This window comes from Methylophilus aquaticus (assembly GCF_030769565.1).
GTDB classification, from domain to species: Bacteria; Pseudomonadota; Gammaproteobacteria; order Burkholderiales; family Methylophilaceae; genus Methylophilus; species Methylophilus aquaticus.
The window spans coordinates 23,192-46,420 of the sequence record NZ_JAVCAP010000034.1 but is presented as its reverse complement, the minus strand read 5'-3'; the positions used below and the strand labels follow the sequence as shown (position 1 = coordinate 46,420).

The following is a 23,229-nucleotide window of genomic DNA, read 5'->3' as shown; positions in this document are numbered from 1 at the left end:
CAGTGGTGATCGCCGCTGTCAATGTTGTCTTACCGTGGTCAACGTGACCAATCGTACCAACGTTTACGTGTGGCTTGGTACGTTCAAATTTGCCTTTTGCCATGATGTTTTCCTTTATTGATACTGAATAATGCCAATAATGTTATTCACAAATGATGTGGCGCGGATGACTACACCCTGCACGCCACTACTTACCAAGCCCCATAATACTCACAGAGCAAAACTGGTGCCCATGGCGGGAATCGGACCCGCGACCTCTCCCTTACCAAGGGAGTGCTCTACCACTGAGCCACATGGGCGCTTTATGCCATTGTTATTGCTGGAGCGGGCGACGAGGTTCGAACTCGCGACATCTTGCTTGGAAGGCAAGTGCTCTACCAACTGAGCTACACCCGCACTATGCAGAACACCCAAGGAAGGCTCTCACCGTCCCGCTTTACACAACGCCTACAGGCAACTTAACTGGTGGAGGGGGCTGGATTCGAACCAGCGTACTCAGAGAGAACGGATTTACAGTCCGTCGCCTTTAACCACTCGGCCACCCCTCCAAAAAATCGACCGCGATTATGGCGGTAAATGCAGGTAGCGTCAATGCCAACTACATTTTAAATCGATGGTGCCGGGTATCGGAATCGAACTGATGACCTTCGCATTACAAGTGCGCTGCTCTACCAACTGAGCTAACCCGGCAATTCGGAAAGGCGCAACTATATCACTTTTTTTATGGATTTATCCAGTGCTTTTTAAGAATTTTTTTAATTTTCTGCAAAAAAGCAAGTGAGTCGAGTATCAAACTTTGAAGACGGGCAAACTCGCCCGATGCCAACCATTACTTAACCACTTTAAGATGTGATTTTTTGGCACCATCCACTACAGGTGCAGCAGTATCGATCTTGGGTTGCGAAATTTCAGGAGGTGCAGTGCCCTCGCTCACTTCAAAAAACATGCCTTGCCCGTTTTCTCTGGAAAAAATACCAGCCACTCGCCAGATCGGTACATATACATGCTGGGCAACGCCGTTAAACCTAGCTGAAAACACCACAGCATCATTATCGATGTGCAAGTCTTTAACTGCCGTGTAGTTAATATTAAGGACAATTTCCCCGTCCTTCACATATGCCATCGGCACACGCGTTGAGCCATCAACCTTAACAAGCAGATGCGGCGTCAACCCATTATCGACGCACCATTCATTAATTGCGCGTATCAAATACCCTGTTGTTGGAATTAACTGTGTCATATTGAGCCTTCCTAAAAAAACAGCGCGGTAATCAATTACCGCGCTGCATATTCAAGCCGTGATTTATTTACGCATCGCTTTTTCTGATGGCGTCATGGCCTCTGCATACATAGGCCGCGAAAACAGGCGCTCCGCATATTTGAGTAAAGGAGACGCCTGGTTAGGCAATTCAATGCCGTAATGTCCTAAACGCCAAAGCAGTGGTGCAATAGCCACATCCAGCATGGAGTACTCATCCCCCATCAAGTAGTTTTGCTTGCCAAAAATAGGCACCAGCTGCGTTAAATTATCACGAATGATTTTGCGTGACTGATCTGCTTGCACATCATCACCCGATTCAACACCTTTGATATGACTAAACAAGTCTTTTTCAAAATTGTATAAAAACAGGCGGGCACGGGCGCGCATCACTGGGTCAGCCGGCATCAATTGCGGATGGGGAAAGCGCTCATCAATATATTCATTGATAATATTGGCTTCTGACAATACCAAATCACGCTCAACCAGCACTGGCACTTCACCATAAGGATTCAGAATTGCCAGGTCCTCAGTCTTGTTGGTTAAGTCTACATCTATCACTTCAAAGTCCATGCCTTTTTCAAACAGCACGATACGGCAGCGGTGACTGTAAGGATCAACGGTACCCGAATACAATCTCATCATAATTAAGTTTCCCTATAAAAAAAGACACCAAGGCCGCAGGCCTTGGTGTCGGACCTGATTGCTGGTTAGTGAATATCTTTCCAGTATTCCGCTTTAATTTTCTTCACCAGAACAAACAGCACGGACAGGAACAGCAACACAGCCAAACCAATCCACATACGTGACTGCTTTGCAGGTTCCGCCATAAAAGCTAGATAGTTAGTCAAATCGCCTACAAACTGGTCGTATTCTTGCGGATTTAACTTACCCGCTTTTTCCACCTTGAGTGTATGCGTTTCATGATCCAGCACCTGAACACCTTGCAACTCATACAGCACATGCGGCATCGCAACTTTATCAAATACCAGGTTGTTCCAGCCGGTTGGACGGGTGTCATCCTTGTAGAAGCTACGCAGGTAGGCATACACCCAATCCGCGCCACGTGCACGCACCTCAACGCTCAAATCGGGTGGAGCAGCGCCAAACCATTTTTTAGCCTCTTTAGGATTCATGCTGATACGCATGGTCTCACCGACTTTTGCGCCTGCAAACAGCAAGTTATCCTTGATCTGCTTATCGGTAAGGCCAATGTCCTGCAAGCGGTTGTAGCGCATGTAGTTAGCACTATGACAGTTGAGGCAATAGTTAACGAATATCTTGGCACCGCGTTGCAATGAAGCCTTGTCACTCATGCTAATTGGCGCTTTTACGTCAATATGCACTTCATTGGCCAACACCGCACCTGAGACCAGCAATGTCAGGCTTGTAAACGCCTGAATAAACATTTTCTTAATCATTAGTGAGTCACCCTTTCTGGCACTGGCTTGGTTTGATCTTTTTTGGTATACCAAGGCATTAATGCAAAGAATGCAAAGTACACCACACTACAAATACGGGCAACGACTGTTGCGCGGTCTGCACGCCCCAACCATGAACCAAACTGCCCCCAGGCATCACCTGGGATTGTTCCCAGATAACCAAGCAGCACCCAGCTGATCACAAACGCTGCCAACCAGCGCTTATACAAAGCACCACGATAGCGAATCGACTTCACCGGACTCTTGTCCAGCCATGGCAGGAAAGCAAAAGCGACGACCGACAGACCCATGGCCACCACGCCTGGAAACTGTGAAATACCAATTGGCGGCACCGCACGCAGAATCGAGTAGTACGGCGTGAAATACCAGACTGGCGCAATATGTGCCGGCGTTTTCAATGGATCAGCCGGAACAAAGTTGTTGGCCTCCAGAAAGTACCCACCCATCTCAGGCATGAAAAACACAATGGCAAAAAACACCATTAAGAAAGCCACGACCCCCACCAAATCCTTCACACTGTAGTAAGGGTGAAAAGGTATGCCATCCAAAGGAATACCCGTCGATTTGTCCTTTTTCGCTTTAATCTCCACACCATCGGGATTATTAGATCCCACTTCGTGCAACGCCACAATATGCACTGCAACCAAGCCCAGCAGAACAAGGGGCAATGCAATCACATGGAAAGCAAAAAAGCGGTTTAATGTTGCATCAGAAACCAGGTAATCACCCCGCAACCACTCAGAAAGATCAGGTCCAATAAACGGCACGGTGGAGAACAGGTTAACAATGACTTGCGCACCCCAGTAAGACATCTGCCCCCATGGCAACAGATAGCCAAAAAAGGCCTCTCCCATCAGGACAAGAAAAATGCCTACACCAAACAACCAAATCAGCTCGCGCGGTGTGCGGTATGAGCCGTAGATGATGCCACGAAACATATGCAGGTAAACCACCACAAAAAACATGGAAGCGCCAGTAGAGTGCATATAGCGAATGATGTTGCCACCAAATACATCACGCATGATGTACTCAACAGATGCAAACGCCAGCTCGGCATCCGGCTTGTAGTTCATGGTCAAAAAGATGCCGGTCACAATTTGCAACACAAGCACCAATAACGCCAATGAACCGAAGAAATACCAGAAATTAAAATTTTTGGGCGCGTAATACTCTGTCAAATGCCCTTTGATTGTACTGGTGAGCGGAAATCTTGTATCAATCCACCCTAACAACCCTGTTGTTTCTACTTTTTTTGGAGCAGCCATGGATTACGCCTCCGCCTTTTTGTCATCACCAATCAAAATGGTTGTTTCTGTTAAATACTGATGCGGAGGAACCACCAGATTGGTCGGCGCTGGTGAGCCCTTTAGCACTCTTCCTGACAAATCAAATTTGGAGCCGTGACACGGACAGACAAAACCACCATCCCAATCCGCAGTGATTGCAAAATTATCGTTTGGTGAACAGCCCAGATGCGTACAAGTACCGAGCATGACAGCATATTCAGGCTTAATCGCACGCGCCTTGTTTTTGCAATATTCAGGCTGCTGAGGCACTTCAAGATTAGGATCAGACAATACATCATCGTGCTTTGCCAGCTTATCCAGCATTTCAGGAGTGCGACGCACAATCCAAACCGGCTGACCACGCCACTCCGCCGTCATTTTCTCACCCGGCTTCAGTTTGCTGATATCAACCTCTACCGGCGCACCTGCAGCTTTTGCACGTTCACTTGGCAACATGCTGCCAATAAATGGCACTGCAACCGCGGCTGCACCAACAGCCCCAGTTGCAGCTGTCGCTTTCACCAGAAAGTCGCGCTTTTGCAGATCCACTTCCGACGGCTGGCTGAACGACAGGCCGTTGTTGTCAATTTTGTTTTCTGACATTGGCTTCCTTAATCTGCCCTTGTGGGGCAACAGTTAGATCAAAACTTGAATCGCGATTATACATTTTTTGTATGAACAATCCAAATTATATTCGTTAAGTTATTGATAATATTGAATTAAATAGGGTTTTTTATCTCGAAATATTGATGCGAAATTCCATGCTTTTCAGCCAACCATCGCCCCAGAGCCTGCACTCCATAACGCTCTGTCGCATGATGTCCGGCGGCTATATATGCGGTGTTCGACTCGGTGACGGCATGATAGGTTTGCTCGGAGACCTCTCCACTGATAAATAAATCCACGCCAGCATCAATGGCCTGCTGTATATATTGTTGGGCGGCGCCCGTGCACCAGGCGACAGTGCGCACAGGCCGCGACAAATCACCCAGCACCAGTGGCTGGCGCTGCAAACATTGCGCAAGATGCTCCGAGACCACCTCCAAAGAATTGACTTGCGCCAGCTCCGTGACCGGCAACATATTCCGCTCATCCAGATAGTGGCTGACGGTCCAGCCCATTTGCAGCCCAAGTTGCACATTATTACCCACTACCGGATGTGCATCCAATGGTAAATGATAAGCCAGCAAGCTGATGTCGTAATTTAGCAGACTTTTCAACCGCTGCTTTTTCATCCCGGTTATTTCTGCCACTTCACCTCGCCAAAAATAACCGTGATGCACCAAAATAGCATCCACATTCATCTCAATAGCAGCATCAATCAAAGACTGGCTTGCAGTCACGCCAGATAAAATATGCTGTACATGTGGACGCCCTTCGACCTGCAAGCCATTCGGGCAATAGTCCTGAAATTTGCCAACTTGTAAAAAATTAGCCAATTCAGAGACAAGAAGCTTTAATTCCATAGGTCATATCCCATATACTAATCAATTGTTAAGATATTCTTTTTACTGGCTAAACATGCGACAACTCTGGTCTATATTTTCACAAGCAGTCACTGCCTGTTTAGGCATTTTGTTTGTAGTGAAGCTATTCTATCCCAACCTACTGACACAACCCAGCAATCAAACACTGGTAATCAAGGAATCAACCGCCAATGCAACTGCTATTGCAAAGTCAGGCTATCGATCTGCCGCCAGTAAAGCCATGCCATCAGTTGTCAACATTTTCACAACCGCCAAACTCAGCCAAGACCCGCATCGTGCATTAAAGAATGACCCTCTTTTCCGCCACTTCTTTGGGGAAGAGATGGAGGAAGAGGAAGATCAGCCCGAAAACAGCCTTGGCAGCGGTGTCATTGTCAGTGATGACGGGTTGATTCTTACAAATAACCATGTAATCAGCTCGGCTGACCGGATTGAAGTCGCATTGAGCGACGGCAGAAAGCTTTCTGCAACCGTTGTCGGCACAGATCCTGACACTGATTTAGCCGTGCTTAAAATCAATCAAAAAAAGCTACCAGCGATTACTTTTGCCAGCAGTGAGCAAATGAAAGTTGGTGATGTGGTATTGGCAATTGGCAACCCTTTCGGGGTTGGCCAAACTGTGACCCAGGGAATCATCAGTGCACTCGGTCGCAATCACCTTGGTATCAACACTTTTGAAAACTTCATTCAGACGGATGCTTCGATCAACCCCGGCAACTCTGGCGGTGCACTGATCGACAGTAACGGCAACCTGATTGGCATCAACAGCGCGATTTATTCTCGCAATGGTGGCAGCATGGGGATTGGCTTTGCTATTCCAGTCAGCATTGCTAAACAAGTGATGGAGCAGATCACTTTTAGCGGTTCGGTAACACGTGGCTGGATTGGCATTGAAGCCCAAGATGTCACCCCGGAACTTGCTGAGTCATTCAGCCTGAAAAGCAATAGCGGCTCCTTAATCGCGGGAGTCTTGCTCAACAGCCCGGCGGACCGTGCCGGCTTGCGCCCCGGCGACATATTGGTGGGCATTAACGACAAACCTGTGACAGACAGCCAATCCATGCTCAATATCATTGCTATGCTCAAACCTCAAGACAAAGCCATTTTATCAATCGTGCGCTCGGGTAAAACATCAGAAATTGAACTGACCGTTGGTAAACGACCACTTCCGGCAAAACCTCAGATTGCAGCTGACGACTAGCCTCTGGCAGTTGCTTGCTGTGGCATCCATCGCACCACTAGCAAGCCTGCCTCATACAATAACCATAAAGGCAGTGCGAGCATAAACTGAGAAACGATATCAGGGGGTGTAAAGATGGCCCCTAACACAAATGCCCCCACAACCACATAAGCCCTCGCCTCTCTCAACTGTGTCAAGTTAACCCACCCCATCAAAGCGATCAGCACCACTGCCACAGGCACCTCAAAGGCTAATCCAAACGCCATAAACATACCCATGACAAAATCCAGATATTCGGCAATATCAGTCATGACAGCAACGCCTTCCGGTGTACTGGCAACGATAAAACCAAATACAACAGGAAACACAGCAAAGTACGCAAAAGCCATTCCAATAAAAAACAAAACCAGCGCCGATATAAGTAAAGGCATTAACAACCGTTTTTCATGTGCATACAACCCAGGAGCAACAAATGCCCAACATTGATAAAGAATCCACGGCAAGGTAATTAAAAATGCAGCCAGCATGGTGACCTTCATCGGCACAAAAAATGGCGTAGTGACGGCAGTAGCAATCATCTGCGCACCTTGAGGCAACTTTGCCAGCAAAGGTGCGGCAAGCAGGCTGTACATTTTGTCGGCAAATGGGAATAGCGCAATAAATACCACTAGCAAACCGGCCACTGCTCGCAGCAAACGGTTTCTTAACTCAATCAGGTGGACGACAAAACTTTCAGTAGGGGTCATCGTGCGCAGTTTTTTATCTATGACTTTGTAGACGAAGTATTCATTGAAGTTTTTTTACGCCGAGGTAGCTTGCGTGTCACAACGCTTTCATCTACCGATTGTTCAGCCGCATGCCCTTCAAACAAATCCGGACTATTGGCGTGAGCGGCTGTTTTGGCTATAGCGGACTTATGAATACGCGCAGGTTTGGCTGTTGCACTACTATCGACACCAATATCACTGATCAACTGTCCACCAGCGCTCTTGGCCTCACGACGCTTGCGAGGCTTGCGCGCAACAACTTCAGTATCCGCAAAAGTAGATCCTTCCAGCAATGTCGGCGGCGCAATACTGCGACTGATAGCATCAACTTCTTGCTGCAAACTGGATTTCACCTCATCCTGTAAATTTTGCAGTTCCTCAAAACGCGCCTCACGATTCACTTCATCTTTAACTTGAGCAACAAAGCGTTGCATACGCCCAAAAAAAGCGCCCGCAGTGCGGGCAACTTTTGGCAGCTTTTCCGGACCGATCACAATCAGCGCGACTACGGCAATCACCATCAGTTCGGAAAATGAAATATCAAACACGGCGTAACAATTTAGTGTTTATTTTGGTCGGACAGTTCTTCAGGCTTGCTGCCATCTTTGCCTTCGTTCATGGCTTTTTTAAATTCGTTAACCGCGCCACCCACGTCCCCGCCAATATTGCGTAATTTTTTGGTACCAAACACCAGTACCACAATCAGCAATACAACCAACCAGTGCCACAAACTAAATGAACCCATGATGATGCTCCTTTAAATGTAAACTGCAGCGATCAGACAACAGGGCCGCCGCCAAACACATGCAAATGCAGGTGAAACACCTCTTGCCCACCTTCACGGCCGACATTGATTTGTGTTTTATATCCCACCAGGCCTTGCTCACTGGCCAATTGGGCTGCGAGCAACAGCATTTTACCGAGCAGCGCCTGATGTTCAGTCTGGCAGTCTTTCAAGGTTTCAATATGCTGCTTGGGCACGATTAAAAAATGCACTCTTGCCAGGGGACGAATGTCATGGAAAGCCATGACTTCATCATCCTCATAGAACTTCTTGGCAGGCACCGCATCAGTGGCAATTTTACAAAAAATGCACTCTGCGCTCATGATGTTCTGCTCGCCTTCTCTTCAATGCCAGACAGCCCTTCGCGTCTGGCCAACTCGTTCAGCACGTCTTGCGCACTTAATCCAGCATGACTCAGCATGACGAGCGTGTGAAACCATAAATCGGCAGTTTCATAAATAATTTCATCGTGATTGCCGCCCTTTGCTGCAATCACGGTCTCGGTGGCTTCTTCGCCAATTTTTTTCAGGATGCTGTCCATGCCTTTGGCATAGAGTTTAGCCACATAAGAACTGGCTGGATCCGCCGCTTTACGCTGCTCCAGCAGTTCGGACAAACGGGTTAATACATCACTCATGATAAATCGCTTTCGGGTCTTTGATCACGGGCTCTACAATCACCCAGTCATCCGCTTGCAGTTGCTGGAAAAAGCAGTTGTGCCGACCAGTATGACAAGCAATGCCGCCTTGTTGCTCGACAGTCACCAGTACTACATCGTTGTCGCAATCCAGTCGAATATCATGCACGATTTGCGAGTGCCCAGACTCTTCGCCCTTGTGCCAGAGCTTGTTGCGCGAGCGTGAAAAATACACGGCATGTCCTGTGTCACGCGTCAGTTGCAATGCCTCACGGTTCATCCATGCAAACATCAAAATTTTACCGGTGTCTTTTTCTTGGGCGATGACTGGCACCAGGCCATCCGCTGTCCACGCAACCTGATCGAGCCAGTTCATCGCACTTCTATCCCATGTTGACGCATATACGCTTTAGCCTGTTGCACGGTGAATTCACCATAATGAAAAATGCTTGCGGCAAGCACTGCATCCGCACCACCCAAGGTAACCCCTTCAACCAGGTGCTGCAGATTGCCTACACCGCCGGAAGCAATCAGTGGCACAGCGACGGCATCACTGATCGCCTTGTTCAGCGGATTATTAAATCCGATTTTAGTGCCATCCCGGTCCATGCTGGTGACCAGTAGTTCACCCGCTCCCAGACTCACCATTTTTTCTGCCCATTTAACGGCATCCAGCCCGGTAGGATTGCGACCACCATGCGTAAACACTTCCCACTCAAATGGCTGATTATCTACTTTTTTGGCATCAATGGCCACGACGATACATTGTGAGCCGAACCGGCTAGCGGCATCTTCAACCACTTGCGGATTAAGCACTGCGGTCGTATTGATACTGATTTTATCTGCGCCGGCATTGAGCAGACGACGGACATCCTCTACCTTGCGCACACCACCACCCACCGTGAGTGGTATGAACACCTGTTCGGCAACGCGCTCAATAATATGCAAAATCAGATCGCGGTTATCCGAACTGGCTGTAATATCAAGAAAGGTGAGCTCATCCGCGCCCTGCTCGTTATAACGCTGCGCAATTTCTACCGGATCACCGGCATCACGCAACTCCAGAAAGTTAACCCCTTTAACGACACGTCCATCAGTCACATCCAGGCACGGAATAATTCGTTTAGCGCAACCCATTATTGCCATCCGGTCATGATGTACTCAGTGCGTCCGCCAGTTGTTGTGCCGCTGAAAAATCGAGCGACCCCTCATAAATAGCGCGTCCGGTGATTGTGCCAATGATCCCTTCGGAAGCGACTGCACACAATCTGCGCACATCATCCAGATTGGTCACGCCACCACTGGCAATCACTGGGATGGTCAATGCCTGCGCAAGCGCTACGGTGGCTTCAATATTCACACCGGTCAACATGCCATCACGACCGATATCCGTATAGACAATACTTTCCACGCCATAATCTTCAAACTTTTTTGCCAAATCGATCACATCATGTCCTGTCAGTTTGGACCAGCCATCTACAGCCACTTTGCCGTCCTTGGCATCCAGCCCCACCATGATCTGTCCAGGAAACGCATAACAGGCCTCATGCAGAAAACCGGGGTTTTTGACTGCGGCTGTACCGATGATTACATAACTGATACCGTCATCAAGGTAACGCTCAATCGTATCCAGATCGCGAATACCTCCGCCCAACTGGATGGGGATATCTCCGCCCACTGCAGCGACGATCGATTTGATCGCGGCTTCATTCACAGGCTTGCCCGCAAAGGCTCCATTCAGGTCGACCAAATGCAAGCGCTTGCCGCCCTGATCGACCCAATGCCTGGCCATTGCGCCAGGATCCTCTGAGAATACGGTGGACTCTTCCATCAGCCCCTGCTTTAAACGTACACAGTGACCATCTTTTAAATCAATTGCAGGGATAATTAACATGCTGTTGTAGTATGAAAAATAACAAGTTTTGATAAAAAAACTGGCTACCCCGAGATCAGGGCTTCCAGTTTACAAAATTGCGTAAAAGTTGCAATCCGGCTTCGGCGCTCTTTTCCGGGTGAAACTGCACCGCAAACACATTATCGCGTGCAATCGCACAAGTATAGTCAAATGGATAGGCAGTTGTCGCAGCCGTAAGTGCGCCTTCAGTCGGAGCCACATAATAACTGTGCACATAATAAAATCGTGACTGATCAGGAATACCCGCCCACATCTCATGCGCGTGCGTTTGATGTACCTGACTCCAGCCCATGTGCGGCACCTTCATCTTGCCTCCCTGCGCATCAATCATACGATCAACGGGGAAACGCTTGACCTCTCCGGGATACACGCCCAACCCAGATACATCACCTTCTTCAGAATGCTCAAACAACATTTGCAAACCAATACAAATGCCTAAAAAAGGCTTGGTGCTGGTCGCAGCCATGACTGCCTGACGTAAATTGCGGGCATCCAGCTCGCGAATACAATCCGGCATGGCGCCTTGACCAGGAAACACGACACGCTCAGCATCAGCAATCACTGCCGGATCACTGGTCACGGCGATGGCAATGTCAGGCGCCACCGCTTTGAATGCGTTGGCAACCGACCTTAAATTACCCATGCCGTAATCAATGACGGCCACTTGGAGACGACTCATGCGCAGTCCATCAACCCTTATAAAGAGCCCTTGGTTGAAGGCATCATCCCTGCCATTCGGGGATCAAGCGTGGTCGCCATGCGTAACGCACGACCAAACGCCTTGAATATGGTTTCAGCCTGATGGTGCGCGTTATGCCCTTTAAGGTTATCGATATGCAAGGTCACCAGTGCATGATTCACAAATCCCTGAAAGAATTCATACGTCAAATCGACGTCGAACTCACCGATCATGGCACGTGTGAACCGACAATCAAAGGCCAGTCCCGGGCGGCCGGACAAATCCAGCACCACGCGACTCAACGCTTCATCAAGCGGCACATAGCTATGCCCATAGCGCGTTAAGCCCTTTTTATCACCCAGTGCTTTGGCAAATGCCTGGCCCAAGGTAATGCCGATATCTTCAACCGTGTGATGCCCATCGATATGCAAGTCACCTTTGGCATGCACAGTCAAATCCATCATACCATGACGTGCAATCTGATCGAGCATATGGTCCAGAAACCCAATGCCAGTGTTTAGATCTGAATGGCCTTGACCATCGAGATCAATCCTGACGGTGATTTGTGTTTCCAGTGTGTTGCGCGTGACTTCTGCTTGACGTGACATAAACGAGAAAGGAATTGCCGAGATTTATCGATAATGGATGCATTCTACCTTAAAGCCATCAACAGTAGCAAAAGCAAACGGTAAAAAACAAAAAAGCAGCCCACTCGGGGCTGCTTTTGCAAATCACAGCTGACGCTGAAATTTGATACTGATTATTGAGCCGCTGGTTCTGCTGGTGCAGCTTCTTCAGTCGCGGCTGGCGCTTCAGCAGCAGGTGCATCTTCAGCTGGTACAACTTCAGTTGCAGCAGGTGCTTCAGCGGCTGGCGCGGCAGCTTCTTCAGGCTTTTTACCCAACAGTGAGAACACCAAAACAGCAGCAACAGCAGCAATAATCCAGGGCAATAATTTGTTACCACCTTTAGATGCGGCAGCTGAACCGTGTGCAATTTTAGTAATTTCAGCAGCAGAAGCAGCAGGGTCAGCAGCACCGTAAATAGCAGCACCGGCCACAACAATGTCAGCACCTGCATCCACTACTTGTTTGGTGGTCGCTGCTTTAACGCCGCCAGCAACGGACACTTTAGCACCTGTTTTCAAGCCGGATACCAGACCCAGGTCTGCAAATGGTGTTTGACCAGCAGCTTGCTGATCTAAACCTGTGTGCACACCAATGATGTGCGCGCCCAATTTAACCACTTCAAGTGTACGTGCTTTTTTATCGTTTACGTTAATCAGGTCGATTTGCGCTTCTTTACCGTATTTGTTAGCTGCGTCAATCACACCTTTGATTGTACCAATGTCAGCAGTACCCAATACTGTACAAATGTCTGCACCTGCTTTGTAGAACGGCTCAGCTTCGTAGAAGCCAGCGTCCATGGTTTTCAGGTCAACCAAAATCTTGTTATTAGGGAATTTTGCGCGCAATGCTTTCAGCAATTCAATACCGTTGTGCTTGATACAAGGTGTACCAATTTCCAAGATATCTACGTGTGGCGCCACTTTGGCTGCCAATGCGATCGTTGCGTCAAAATCCAATGAATCCAATGCCATCTGGGTTTGTGCCATTTTTCTTCCTCCGAGTTTGCTCTATTTTAAATCCAAAAAAATGAACTTTTCACGCAGCAATGATACAAATGCACCCATTACTGCACAAAACGTACAATATGTCGCATCATAACCGCATTTCGAACAAAATGACAACATTGATGCATATTTTTTTGTAGCTTAAGCTGTCAAATTGAGAGTCATTAGCAGTCTAATTAAGACAATTGGCCGATTTTAGCAACATCCGGCTTAGATAATGCTCCGTATCGCTGTGATTAAGGCCTGATTTTGCATTTCATCACCTACGGTGATGCGCAAAAAGTCAGCAATTCGCGCTGGCTTTTTAAAGTGCCGGACGATGATGGCCTGTTCACGCAATCCTGAGGCCAATTGCTCACCGGCATGCGCCGGGTGCCGAGCGAAAATAAAGTTGGCGCCCGATGGCAGCACTTCAAACCCCATATCCTGCAACTCTGCAACCAGTATTGATCGCGTCGCGATGACTTGCTGGCGGGTTTGCTGAAAGTAGGCTTCATCTTCTAAAGCCGCAATCGCGCCCGCTTCGGCAAAACGGTCGATAGGATAAGAGTTGAAACTATCCTTCACACGCATCAGGGCTTCAATCAGAAGAGCATTACCTACCGCATACCCCACACGCAAACCAGCCAATGAGCGAGATTTAGAGTAAGTATGCGTAACCAGCAAGTGCGGGTACTGCGCAATCAAGGATACCGCCGATTCAGTCCCGAAGTCGACATAGGCCTCATCCACCACCACCACCGATTGTGTGTTGGCTTGCAACAAACGCTCAATCTCAGACAACGCTAACGGAATGCCGGTGGGTGCGTTCGGATTAGGGAAAATAATGCCGCCATTGGGTCGCAGGTAATCATCGATAGCGATTTCAAAGCTGGCATTGAGCGGCACTGTTTGATACTGAATACCGTACAAGCCGCAGTAAACCGGGTAGAAACTATACGTAATATCTGGGTAAAGCAATGGTAACTCATGCTTGAGCAAGGCTTGAAATACATGCGCAAGCACCTCATCGGAACCATTGCCAACAAATACCTGATTGGCCTGCAAGCCGTGATATTCAGCAATCGCGGCTTTCAGGTGACTGGAATTGGGGTCAGGGTACAGGCGCAGAGTGTCTGCCGCTTCACGCTGCAGGGCAGCAATCACTTTAGGGCTCGGCCCATAAGGATTTTCATTGGTATTTAACTTGACCAAGTTTTGCAACTTAGGCTGCTCGCCCGGTACGTAGGGTGTCAGCGTGTGAACCACCTGGCTCCAGAATTGACTCATGATCAAACCTTTATTTCAAGCGATATTCGGCACTGCGCGCATGTGCCTGCAAGCCTTCACCATAAGCAAGTGTCGCCGCAATTTTTCCCAGCGTTTGTGCCCCGGCTGACGACACCATAATCAAACTGGAGCGCTTCTGGAAGTCATACACACCCAGCGGCGAACTGAAGCGTGCCGTACGTGAAGTCGGTAGGACGTGGTTGGGGCCCGCACAATAATCTCCCAACGCTTCACAGGTATCACGACCCATGAATATGGCGCCAGCATGTTTGACTTTCTTGCTAAAAGCCAGGGCATCATCCATGGAGAGCTCCAAATGCTCGGGCGCAATGTAGTTGCAAATTGCTGCAGCCTCCTCCAGATCTTTCACCTGAATCAATGCACCCCGATTTTGCAGTGAAGTGCGGATAATTTCCTGGCGCGGCATTTCCACCACTTGTCGTGCAATACTGGCTTCAACCTGATCCAGAAATTCAGCACTTGGTGAAAGTAGAATCGCTTGTGCCAACTCATCATGCTCGGCCTGACTGAACAAGTCCATCGCCGTCCAGTCAGGATTGCTTTTGCCGTCGCTAATCACCAGAATTTCAGAAGGGCCTGCCACCATATCGATACCTACCACGCCAAACACACGACGCTTGGCGGCTGCGACGTAGGCGTTGCCCGGGCCAACGATCTTATCCACTTGTGGCACGGTCTCGGTACCATAAGCCAACGCACCCACCGCTTGCGCACCACCGATACAAAATACACGATCCACGCCACAAACAGCGGCAGCAGCCAGCACCAATGCATTTTTCTCACCATTGGGCGTCGGTACTACCATGATCAGCTCCTGCACACCGGCCACTTTAGCGGGAATTGCATTCATGAGCACTGAAGATGGATACGCTGCTTTGCCGCCCGGCACATACAAGCCGACCCTGTCCAGCGAAGTCACCTGCTGCCCTAACAGCGTGCCATCTGGTTCGGTATATTGCCAGGACTGCATGATCTGTTTTTCATGATAGCTACGCACACGGGCTGCTGCAGCTTGCAAAGCCTCGCGCTGCGCCACGGGCAAGCCTTCGAGCGCAGCTATTAAATCCGCCTGAGGAATTTCCAGGTCAGGCAACCGGCTAGCGTTGGTTTTATCGAAGCGATTGGTATATTCCAGCACGGCAGCATCACCACGGGTTTTGACATCTTTAAGGATATTGGCAACCACCAGATCAATATTGTCATCCTGCGCAGTCTCAAAAGCCAACAGTGCTTTTAACTGCTGATTGAAGTCTTTAGATTGGGTATTTAAACGTTTTATATTCATGCACTTATCAGTCCGGGTGAACAAAACACCCATTAATCATTACGGTGGATTAGTCGTGACGAATCGCACCCGCAAAACTGTCAATAATCGGCTGCAACAAGGGACGATTCACTTTATAAGAAGCTTGATTGACCACCAGTCGCGAACTGATGGCACCAATCTCTTCTACTGCTTTGAGCTTGTTGGCGCGTAAAGTTCCACCGGTGCTGACCAAATCAACAATGGCATCGGCCAGACCGACCAATGGCCCAAGCTCCATCGAACCATACAACTTAATTAAATCCACGTGCATGCCTTTGGCAGCAAAGTGTTCACGCGCTGTTTTGACATACTTGGTCACCACCTTGAGGCGCGCACCCTGACGGATACTGGCTTCATAGTCAAAATCCTCACGGACTGCCACCATCATCTTACAGCGTGCAATGTTTAAATCCAGCGGCTGATACAAGCCTTCACCGCCATGCTCATCCAGCACATCCTTACCGGCAATGCCGAGATCTGCTGCGCCATATTGAACATATGTCGGCACATCGGTAGCGCGCACAATAATAAGACGTACATCCTCACGGTTGGTCGGTAAAATCAGCTTACGCGATGCTTCTGGGTCTTCCAGCGCATGGATACCGGCAGCGCTTAACAACGGCGTAGTTTCGTCAAAAATCCGCCCCTTGCTCAATGCGATTGTGATCATGATTTCAGTGTGCTCTGCGCACTTTTGCGCCTAATTGATTAAGTTTTTCTTCGAGTCGTTCATAGCCACGATCAAGATGGTAGATGCGGTCGATCACCGTCTCACCTTCTGCGACCAGACCCGCCAACACCAACCCTGCCGATGCACGCAAGTCGGTGGCCATCACATTGGCGCCTTCAAGTGCGGCAACGCCTTTGACCAGCGCCGTATTGCCTTGCACTTCGATATTGGCGCCCATGCGCTGGAGCTCCTGCACATGCATGAACCGGTTTTCGAAGATGGTTTCAACCACTGTCGATACACCCTCTGCCATGGTATTCATCGCCATAAACTGTGCCTGCATATCCGTAGGAAATGCAGGATGTGGCGCGGTACGTACATTGACCGCTTTCAGTTTCCCCGAGCTTTTCACGGTGATACTGTGTGCCGTTGTACTGATCTGTGCCCCTGCTTCGCGCAGCTTTTCAATCACAGCCTCCAGCAAATCAGGGCGGGCATTTTTAAGGGTCACTTCGCCACCAGTCATAGCGACGGCAACCATATAGGTACCCGCTTCGATTCGGTCACATACAATAGGATGCTCCGCACCCGTCAGCCGCTCCACGCCTTCAATGGTGATAGTGTCAGTACCAGCCCCTTTGATTTTCGCGCCCATCTTATTCAGACATTCGGCCAAATCAACCACTTCGGGTTCTTTTGCTGCATTTTCCAACACCGTGATGCCTTGCGCCAGCGCAGCAGCCATCATCAGGTTTTCGGTGCCGGTAACGGTCACGATATCCATATAATACTTAGCGCCTTGCAATCGACGATTGGGCAAATGCAAGGTACTGGCCTGGATATAACCATGCGTAATGTGCATGGCTGCACCCATCGCTTGCAAACCTTTAATATGCAAATCTACCGGGCGCGAGCCAATCGCACAACCACCGGGCAATGAAACGCGTGCAGTCCCAAAGCGCGCAAGCAAAGGACCAAGCACCAAAATAGATGCACGCATGGTTTTCACCATTTCATACGTCGCTTCAAATGAAGCCACATCGCTGGCATCCAGCGTGACCATATCCCCTTGCTTGTTAACCTTGACGCCCATGGTGTCGAGCAGCTTGAGTGTAGAAGCAACATCGCGCAACTCAGGTACACGGGTCAGCTTCAATGGCGTTTCTGCCAGCAAACCTGCACATAAAATCGGCAAAGCCGCATTTTTGGCACCCGAGACAAGCACTTCGCCGTGTAATGAAACGCCGCCTTCAATAATCAGTTTATCCAAAATTACGCTTTCGCCAACAGGGTTTGAAGCTCCCCGCTTTGATACATGCTACGCATAATATCAGCGCCGCCAATAAACTCCCCGTCCACGTATAACTGCGGGATAGTCGGCCAATTGGCGTATTGCTTAATGCCCTCGCGGATGTCCATGTCTTGCAACACATCAATCGCTACAAATTTGGCACCACAGGCATCCAGTATTTGTGTCGCCACATTAGAAAACTTACACTGCGGAAACTTGGGGCTGCCTTTCATAAACAACACCACTCTGTTTGCGCTCACTGTTTCTTTAATTTTTGCTTGTACGTCCATATTTACTCCAGAAGAATCCTAAAAACTGCCTGTCAAGACTGCAATTGCTGCCATTGCGCCGGGGTGTATGTTTGCATAGAGAGGGCATGTATCTCCGCATGCATCCGGTCGCCAAGTGCGGCATAGACCAGTTGGTGCTGTTGCACCATGCGCTTGCCATCAAAAGCAGGGCTTACAATGACAGCATCAAAATGTGTACCATCATCTCCATTGACCTTGATATAGTCGCATTCCAGACCACTTTGGATATACGCTTCAACTTGTGCGGCTGTTAACACTCTATTGCTACCTTCTTTGAATTGATCGTATGCCATGTACTGAAAGCGCACATAGCCCTAACCACGTAATTTATAACCGGATTTTATCATCTTTAGGCAACCCCACGCCAATGCAAGCATAAAGGTCGCGACCACCGACAGACTCAGCCAGGGCGACACATCGCCTTGCCCAAAGAATCCGTATCTAAACCCGTCTATCATGTAGAAAAAAGGATTGAGCTGCGAGACAGCCTGCCAGAAGGGAGGCAATGAATGGATGGAATAAAACACACCGGACAAAAAGGTCAGCGGCATAATCACAAAATTCTGAAAAGCTGCCATCTGGTCAAACTTGTCTGCCCAGATGCCGGCAATGATGCCAAAGGTGCCGAGTAAAGCGCTACCAAGCACGGCAAAAGTAATAATCCACCAGGGGTGCACGGTAGGCACATCCACAAAGCACAAGGCCACCAGATAAATACTTAAACCCACCATTAATCCTCGGATCATGGAAGCAGCCAGAAATGCACAGAAAAACTCCAGTGTGTTCAGCGGTGTCAGCAATAAAAATACGATATTCCCCATAACTTTAGACTGGATCAGACTGGATGAACTGTTGGCGAACGCATTTTGCAAAAGCGACATCATCATCAATCCTGGCACCAGAAAAGCTGTGTAACTAACCTGATCATACACTTTGACATGCGCTTCCAGCACGTGTGAAAAAATCAGTAAATACAGGAGTGCAGTCAGAATAGGCGACGCAATTGTCTGAAACGCCACCCGCCAGAAGCGCATCAGTTCTTTTTTAAACAGGGTGTACATCCCGCGCCAACGTGCCGGGACAATGTCATCCAGCCAGTAAAACGGATTCAACCACTGCATCAGCACTTTCATCATCGCACTGACCCTCCGTGACTGCCAACCAGATTCATGAATACATCTTCCAGATCCATCTCTTGCAACTGCATATCCAGCACAGAGACCTGCGCCGCACGTAAACGGGCCAATACAGTTTCCACTTGCCATAAATCTGTGACATTCAGCACCACTTCATCACCTTGTTGCTGTTTCACCCAGGCCTGCAAGTCAATTGGCAAAGCGCCTGATAAACGCAAAGTAAGCTGCTTACCCGCGTGGTTTTTCAGCAGCGCGCGCGTGGTGTCCAGTGCCACAATTTTTCCGCTTTTCATCATCGCAACGCGTTCACATAAAGTCTCCGCCTCTTCGAGATAATGTGTGGTGAGAATAATTGTATGCCCCTGCTGGTTCAGTTTCTGAATAAAGCGCCACAACATCTGCCGCAACTCGACATCCACGCCAGCCGTTGGCTCATCAAGCACAATCACGTCCGGCTTGTGTGCCAACGCCTGCGCAATCAACGCCCGCCGCTTCATGCCGCCAGACAGTTTACGCATATTGCTATGCGCTTTGTCAGTTAATCCAAGCCCTTCAATGACCTCATCCACCCATGCATCATTTTCAGGACCACGACCAAAATAACCAGCCTGAAAGCGCAACATTTCGCGCACATTAAAAAAGGGATCAAACACCAGCTCCTGCGGGACAACGCCTAGTGCCATCCGCGCCTGTTGATAGTCGGACTGCACATCATGGCCCATGATACGAATACTGCCCGAGCTTGGCCGAAGCAACCCGGCAATCAGGTTAATCAGTGTTGATTTTCCTGCACCGTTGGGGCCCAGTAGCGCAAAAAACTCGCCTTGCGCAATCTGCAAATCTACCCCTCTCAGCGCTTCAAACTGACCAAATTTTTTGGTAATGCCTTGTATATCGACGGCTGCTACCACTGGGAACCTTTCACTATGCTTGAAAAAACGAAACCCCACCTCCGTTGAGAGCTGGGGTTGCCACACTAGATTGCCTGTTTAATTCAACAGGAAGCTGTCTACGCCGTATAACTTCATCAAACTATGCAGATTATCCGGCACCCCAACGATTTTAACGATAGGTGCGTCAGGATGCTGATGATGTATCTCTCGCTGAATTTCAAGTACCAAGCTGATTGCGGCGGTGTCTACCGACTGCACATGCGAAAAATCGAGCGTCAATGGAACACTCACCGTAAACGCACGCATATGTGCCAGCGTCTCACTGATATTTCCTATCAGCAAATTTCCACTAAAGTGCAATGTTCCATCTTGTTGCGTAACCTTGGCCACATCAGTTCCTTGTATATAAGCGATAGCAGACAAATACTACTTGCCAGTGGCTGCCTTGTTTTTTTCCGCAAGCTTTTTGTTCAGACTGTCCAGGCCATTCTGACGAATTTCCTGCGCAAACTGACTGCGATAGTTAGTCACCAGACTGACGCCCTCGATCACAATATCATACACTTTCCAGTCATCTGCTTTCTTACTCAAGGTGTAATCCACTGAGATAGGATCACCCCCAGATTGCTGAATAGCAGTTTTAACTGTTGCACTATCAGCATCGCTTTCCATTCGAAACGGCTTATATTCAATTGTCTGATTTTTGTATTTGGACAATGCAGTTGCATAGGTGCGCAACAGCAGTGTTTTAAACTCGGCCTGAAATGCTGACTTTTGTTCAGGGGTCGCTTTGGTCCAGTTTTTACCTAACACCATACGTGACACTTTTTCAAAATCAAAGTTAGGCAGAATCTTTTCTTCTGCAAGTGTGAAAATCTTTTGCTGGTTACCCGCCTGAATATCTTTGTCTGACTTAATCACTTCAATCACGTCATCCGCGGTTTTCTTTACCAACTGATCAGGCGCCATACCCGCCATCGCTAATCCGCTGAACAACCACATAGCACTCGCTAACCACCAATTTCTCATCACTTTCCCTTTAATTTATTCGGTTTCAAACTCTTACTTATGACTAATCTTGTCCAAAGGACTGGCATCTAACGAATCAGCATCTGTTTCGGTTGATGCTGATTTTTTCTCAGGCTGGTCATCACTCTCCGTTGCCTTGCTATACAAAAACTGACTAATCAGCTTTTCAAGTACCACAGCATCCTGAGTTTGTGTAATCTTGTCCCCATTTTTAAGTGGCTGCTCGTCGCCACCGGCTTCCAAACCAATATACTGCTCTCCCAACAAACCAGCAGTATAAATATTAGCAAAGGTGTCTTGGGGGAAACCGTAACGCTTGTCTATATTCAGACTCACAACCGCTTCATAAGTTTTCGGGTCAAAGCTAATTTCGCCAACACGCCCCACCACCACCCCTGCACTTTTGACCGGTGCACGCGGTTTCAAACCGCCAATATTTTCAAAATTCGCCGTCACATAATAGGTTTCACCAATGCTACTGGTGGTCAAGTTTCCGACTTTCATCGCCAAGCCCAGCAGCGCCGCCAGACCCAAGGCCACAAAAATACCAACCCATAAATCAATTGTTGTTCTATCCATTGCTTCTCCCAGCCTTTACTTTTTTGCGCTGACGTCATTCAGCGACTATTGACGTATCACACACTAATCATGAACGAAGTTAATATAAAATCGAGACCCAACACCGCCAATGAGGAAGTCACGACGGTTCTGGTCGTTGCACGACTGACGCCTTCAGCAGTGGGCGGCGCATCATAGCCTTCAAACAAGGCAATCATCGTACATGCCACACCGAACACTACGCTCTTGAATACACCGTTAAGAATGTCATGGCGCCAGTCCACATTCGCTTGCATTTGCGACCAAAAAGCTCCGGCGTCTACGCCAATCAAGGGTACAGCGACAAGATATCCACCCAGTATACCCACCATTGAGAACAGGGTTGCCAATATTGGCATCGCGATCACCCCTGCCCAAAACCGTGGTGCAATCACGCGGGCGATGGGGCTGACTGCCATCATCTCCATGGCTGATAGCTGCTCTGTTGCTTTCATCAGCCCGATTTCGGCGGTGATTGCCGTTCCCGCACGGCCGGCAAACAGCAATGCAGTGACTACTGGCCCCAACTCGCGCACCAGCGCCAATGCAACCAGTACGCCAATCGCTTCTGAGGAGCCATATTTCTGCAACGTTTGATAGCCTTGCAAGGCCAGTACCATTCCAACAAAAAATGCAGATACCAGAATAATGATGAGTGACATGACGCCAGTGAAGTACACTTCACGCACCGTCAACCTAAAGCGCCTAAAGCTCTCGCCTGACGAGATCAGGGTGAGCCAGAACAGGCGTGCACCGGCACCCAATCGCCAGACCTTGTTGACAAATCCAGCACCCAGACGTGACAACATACGTTTAATTTTATGCATCAACGGGCTCCTCGTAACAGGCTATGCTGATAATCCGGCGCAGCATAATGGAACGGGACGGGGCCATCTTTTTCTCCATAGACAAACTGGTGAACGAACGGCAACGATGACTGGCGCAAATCATCTGGCGTACCTTCGGCAGCAACCACACCATTTGCCACAAAATAGATGTAGTCGGCAAACTGGAATGTTTCTTCTACGTCATGCGTCACAATGATAGATGTTGCACCCAAGGCATCATTCAAACTGCGAATCAAATCGCAAATCACCGCCATTGAAATAGGGTCAAGTCCGGCAAAGGGTTCGTCGTACATAATGATGCTGGGGTCGAGCGCAATGGCACGCGCAAGCGACACACGGCGGGCCATGCCGCCTGACAATTCGGTAGGCATTAAGGCATGTGCGCCGCGCAGCCCGACTGCATTGAGTTTCATCAACACCAGATCGCGAATCATGCTTTCGGTCAAATCGGTGTGCTCGCGCATCGGGAAGGCGACATTTTCATATACAGATAAATCGGTAAATAGCGCCCCTTGCTGAAACAGCATGCCCATTTTCCGACGCAAGCGATAGATGCCATCACGGTTCTGTGTATGCACCACTTCACCGTCCACCAGCACACTGCCCTTGCTCGGCTTTAACTGGCCACCGATCAGTCGCAGTAAAGTTGTCTTTCCACTGCCACTGCCCCCCATAATCGCCACGACCTTACCTCTTGGAAAAGTCATGTTGATGCCTTGGTGCAGCAATCTGCCTTTATATCCAAAGGATAGATCTTTGATTTCTACTATTGCGTTTGCCATATATGGGT

General features: G+C 48.8%; 32 protein-coding genes, 4 tRNA genes and 1 pseudogene. 1 reads left to right on the top strand and 36 read right to left on the bottom strand.

The window, feature by feature from the left end; genetic code table 11:
- The 11 genes from Q9291_RS13425 to Q9291_RS13375 all read right to left on the bottom strand — a co-directional run.
- Positions 1-103, bottom strand: a 103-nt coding sequence (locus Q9291_RS13425; protein ID WP_033456734.1) for a GTP-binding protein, incomplete at its 3' end; no start/stop codon positions are given.
- 121 nt (positions 104-224) lie between these two features.
- Positions 225-299, bottom strand: a tRNA-Thr gene (locus Q9291_RS13420).
- Between the two features lie 21 nt (positions 300-320).
- Positions 321-396 (bottom strand) — tRNA-Gly (locus Q9291_RS13415).
- A gap of 67 nt (positions 397-463) precedes the next feature.
- A tRNA-Tyr gene (locus Q9291_RS13410) sits at positions 464-548 on the bottom strand.
- A 66-nt stretch (positions 549-614) separates the two neighbouring features.
- Positions 615-690: transfer RNA gene (locus Q9291_RS13405), tRNA-Thr, on the bottom strand.
- A 139-nt stretch (positions 691-829) separates the two neighbouring features.
- A complete protein-coding gene (locus tag Q9291_RS13400) occupies positions 830-1,240 on the bottom strand; it encodes a ClpXP protease specificity-enhancing factor (RefSeq protein ID WP_306390623.1) in 411 nt (136 codons plus the stop codon).
- A 63-nt stretch (positions 1,241-1,303) separates the two neighbouring features.
- Positions 1,304-1,903, bottom strand: coding sequence for a glutathione S-transferase N-terminal domain-containing protein (locus tag Q9291_RS13395; RefSeq protein WP_306390622.1), 600 nt, complete (start codon positions 1,901-1,903; stop codon positions 1,304-1,306).
- Between the two features lie 65 nt (positions 1,904-1,968).
- A complete protein-coding gene (locus tag Q9291_RS13390; RefSeq protein WP_370530763.1) occupies positions 1,969-2,679 on the bottom strand; it encodes a cytochrome c1 in 711 nt (236 codons plus the stop codon).
- Positions 2,679-3,965 carry a cytochrome b gene (locus Q9291_RS13385; protein WP_306390621.1) on the bottom strand — a complete coding sequence of 429 codons (1,287 nt, stop codon included), beginning with the start codon at positions 3,963-3,965 and terminating at the stop codon, positions 2,679-2,681. The genes Q9291_RS13390 and Q9291_RS13385 overlap by 1 nt, the downstream gene beginning before the upstream one ends.
- A gap of 3 nt (positions 3,966-3,968) precedes the next feature.
- Positions 3,969-4,589 (bottom strand): ubiquinol-cytochrome c reductase iron-sulfur subunit, encoded by a 621-nt coding sequence (petA, locus tag Q9291_RS13380; protein WP_306390620.1) that lies wholly within the window; start codon positions 4,587-4,589, stop codon positions 3,969-3,971.
- 116 nt (positions 4,590-4,705) lie between these two features.
- Positions 4,706-5,452: a Nif3-like dinuclear metal center hexameric protein gene (locus Q9291_RS13375; RefSeq protein ID WP_306390619.1), complete on the bottom strand. Its 747-nt coding sequence runs from the start codon at positions 5,450-5,452 to the stop codon at positions 4,706-4,708.
- A gap of 55 nt (positions 5,453-5,507) precedes the next feature.
- On the opposite strand from Q9291_RS13375, the gene Q9291_RS13370 reads away from it, so the two are divergent.
- Entirely contained in the window at positions 5,508-6,674 is a 1,167-nt protein-coding gene (locus Q9291_RS13370; RefSeq protein WP_306390618.1) for a S1C family serine protease, read from the top strand.
- On the opposite strand, the gene tatC is transcribed toward Q9291_RS13370, so the two are convergent.
- From tatC to Q9291_RS13250, 25 genes and pseudogenes are all read right to left on the bottom strand, one after another.
- A complete protein-coding gene (tatC, locus tag Q9291_RS13365; protein ID WP_306390616.1) occupies positions 6,671-7,399 on the bottom strand; it encodes a twin-arginine translocase subunit TatC in 729 nt (242 codons plus the stop codon). The genes Q9291_RS13370 and tatC overlap by 4 nt on opposite strands.
- Positions 7,400-7,416: 17 nt before the next feature.
- Positions 7,417-7,968 (bottom strand): Sec-independent protein translocase protein TatB, encoded by a 552-nt coding sequence (gene tatB / locus Q9291_RS13360; protein WP_306390615.1) that lies wholly within the window; start codon positions 7,966-7,968, stop codon positions 7,417-7,419.
- Positions 7,969-7,979: 11 nt separating this feature from the next.
- A complete protein-coding gene (tatA, locus tag Q9291_RS13355) occupies positions 7,980-8,165 on the bottom strand; it encodes a Sec-independent protein translocase subunit TatA (protein ID WP_306390613.1) in 186 nt (61 codons plus the stop codon).
- Between the two features lie 32 nt (positions 8,166-8,197).
- The gene (locus Q9291_RS13350; protein WP_306390611.1) at positions 8,198-8,527 is read right to left on the bottom strand and encodes a histidine triad nucleotide-binding protein; all 330 of its coding nucleotides are present in this window, start codon (positions 8,525-8,527) and stop codon (positions 8,198-8,200) included.
- Positions 8,524-8,841 (bottom strand): phosphoribosyl-ATP diphosphatase, encoded by a 318-nt coding sequence (locus Q9291_RS13345; protein ID WP_306390610.1) that lies wholly within the window; start codon positions 8,839-8,841, stop codon positions 8,524-8,526. The genes Q9291_RS13350 and Q9291_RS13345 overlap by 4 nt, the downstream gene beginning before the upstream one ends.
- Positions 8,834-9,217 (bottom strand): phosphoribosyl-AMP cyclohydrolase, encoded by a 384-nt coding sequence (hisI, locus tag Q9291_RS13340; protein ID WP_306390609.1) that lies wholly within the window; start codon positions 9,215-9,217, stop codon positions 8,834-8,836. Before hisI ends, Q9291_RS13345 begins: the two co-directional genes overlap by 8 nt.
- Complete coding sequence (hisF, locus tag Q9291_RS13335) at positions 9,214-9,978, bottom strand: imidazole glycerol phosphate synthase subunit HisF (RefSeq protein WP_306390607.1); 765 nt, start codon at positions 9,976-9,978, stop codon at positions 9,214-9,216. The genes hisI and hisF overlap by 4 nt, the downstream gene beginning before the upstream one ends.
- A gap of 13 nt (positions 9,979-9,991) precedes the next feature.
- On the bottom strand, positions 9,992-10,735 hold the full coding sequence (gene hisA, locus Q9291_RS13330; protein ID WP_306390606.1) for a 1-(5-phosphoribosyl)-5-[(5-phosphoribosylamino)methylideneamino]imidazole-4-carboxamide isomerase: 744 nt from the start codon (positions 10,733-10,735) through the stop codon (positions 9,992-9,994).
- Between the two features lie 55 nt (positions 10,736-10,790).
- Positions 10,791-11,435 carry an imidazole glycerol phosphate synthase subunit HisH gene (gene hisH, locus Q9291_RS13325; RefSeq protein ID WP_306390604.1) on the bottom strand — a complete coding sequence of 215 codons (645 nt, stop codon included), beginning with the start codon at positions 11,433-11,435 and terminating at the stop codon, positions 10,791-10,793.
- A 17-nt stretch (positions 11,436-11,452) separates the two neighbouring features.
- On the bottom strand, positions 11,453-12,043 hold the full coding sequence (gene hisB / locus Q9291_RS13320; protein WP_306390602.1) for an imidazoleglycerol-phosphate dehydratase HisB: 591 nt from the start codon (positions 12,041-12,043) through the stop codon (positions 11,453-11,455).
- A gap of 152 nt (positions 12,044-12,195) precedes the next feature.
- Entirely contained in the window at positions 12,196-13,050 is an 855-nt protein-coding gene (gene hxlA, locus Q9291_RS13315) for a 3-hexulose-6-phosphate synthase (RefSeq protein WP_306390600.1), read from the bottom strand.
- A 228-nt stretch (positions 13,051-13,278) separates the two neighbouring features.
- Complete coding sequence (gene hisC / locus Q9291_RS13310; protein ID WP_306390599.1) at positions 13,279-14,337, bottom strand: histidinol-phosphate transaminase; 1,059 nt, start codon at positions 14,335-14,337, stop codon at positions 13,279-13,281.
- A 10-nt stretch (positions 14,338-14,347) separates the two neighbouring features.
- A complete protein-coding gene (gene hisD, locus Q9291_RS13305; RefSeq protein ID WP_306390598.1) occupies positions 14,348-15,643 on the bottom strand; it encodes a histidinol dehydrogenase in 1,296 nt (431 codons plus the stop codon).
- A gap of 49 nt (positions 15,644-15,692) precedes the next feature.
- The gene (gene hisG / locus Q9291_RS13300; RefSeq protein ID WP_306390596.1) at positions 15,693-16,334 is read right to left on the bottom strand and encodes an ATP phosphoribosyltransferase; all 642 of its coding nucleotides are present in this window, start codon (positions 16,332-16,334) and stop codon (positions 15,693-15,695) included.
- Positions 16,335-16,338: 4 nt separating this feature from the next.
- Positions 16,339-17,604 carry a UDP-N-acetylglucosamine 1-carboxyvinyltransferase gene (gene murA, locus Q9291_RS13295; RefSeq protein WP_306390595.1) on the bottom strand — a complete coding sequence of 422 codons (1,266 nt, stop codon included), beginning with the start codon at positions 17,602-17,604 and terminating at the stop codon, positions 16,339-16,341.
- A 2-nt stretch (positions 17,605-17,606) separates the two neighbouring features.
- Complete coding sequence (gene grxD / locus Q9291_RS13290) at positions 17,607-17,915, bottom strand: Grx4 family monothiol glutaredoxin (RefSeq protein ID WP_306390593.1); 309 nt, start codon at positions 17,913-17,915, stop codon at positions 17,607-17,609.
- Positions 17,916-17,947: 32 nt separating this feature from the next.
- Entirely contained in the window at positions 17,948-18,193 is a 246-nt protein-coding gene (locus tag Q9291_RS13285) for a BolA family protein (RefSeq protein WP_306390628.1), read from the bottom strand.
- Positions 18,194-18,250: 57 nt separating this feature from the next.
- Positions 18,251-19,057, bottom strand: a complete 807-nt coding sequence (locus Q9291_RS13280) for an ABC transporter permease (protein WP_306390627.1) — start codon at positions 19,055-19,057, stop codon at positions 18,251-18,253.
- Between the two features lie 11 nt (positions 19,058-19,068).
- Positions 19,069-19,569, bottom strand: a complete 501-nt coding sequence (locus Q9291_RS14175) for an ATP-binding cassette domain-containing protein (protein ID WP_370530764.1) — start codon at positions 19,567-19,569, stop codon at positions 19,069-19,071.
- Positions 19,555-19,896: pseudogene (locus Q9291_RS14170) on the bottom strand (ATP-binding cassette domain-containing protein); the annotation flags it as partial. The gene Q9291_RS14175 and the pseudogene Q9291_RS14170, both read right to left, overlap by 15 nt.
- 165 nt (positions 19,897-20,061) lie before the next feature.
- A complete protein-coding gene (locus Q9291_RS13270) occupies positions 20,062-20,355 on the bottom strand; it encodes an STAS domain-containing protein (RefSeq protein ID WP_306390591.1) in 294 nt (97 codons plus the stop codon).
- A gap of 36 nt (positions 20,356-20,391) precedes the next feature.
- Positions 20,392-20,994 (bottom strand): MlaC/ttg2D family ABC transporter substrate-binding protein, encoded by a 603-nt coding sequence (locus Q9291_RS13265; RefSeq protein ID WP_306390590.1) that lies wholly within the window; start codon positions 20,992-20,994, stop codon positions 20,392-20,394.
- A gap of 33 nt (positions 20,995-21,027) precedes the next feature.
- The gene (gene mlaD / locus Q9291_RS13260) at positions 21,028-21,573 is read right to left on the bottom strand and encodes an outer membrane lipid asymmetry maintenance protein MlaD (protein ID WP_306390589.1); all 546 of its coding nucleotides are present in this window, start codon (positions 21,571-21,573) and stop codon (positions 21,028-21,030) included.
- 56 nt (positions 21,574-21,629) lie between these two features.
- Positions 21,630-22,418, bottom strand: coding sequence for a lipid asymmetry maintenance ABC transporter permease subunit MlaE (gene mlaE, locus Q9291_RS13255; protein ID WP_306390588.1), 789 nt, complete (start codon positions 22,416-22,418; stop codon positions 21,630-21,632).
- Complete coding sequence (locus tag Q9291_RS13250; RefSeq protein ID WP_306390587.1) at positions 22,418-23,221, bottom strand: ABC transporter ATP-binding protein; 804 nt, start codon at positions 23,219-23,221, stop codon at positions 22,418-22,420. The genes mlaE and Q9291_RS13250 overlap by 1 nt, the downstream gene beginning before the upstream one ends.
- Positions 23,222-23,229: the final 8 nt, after the last annotated feature.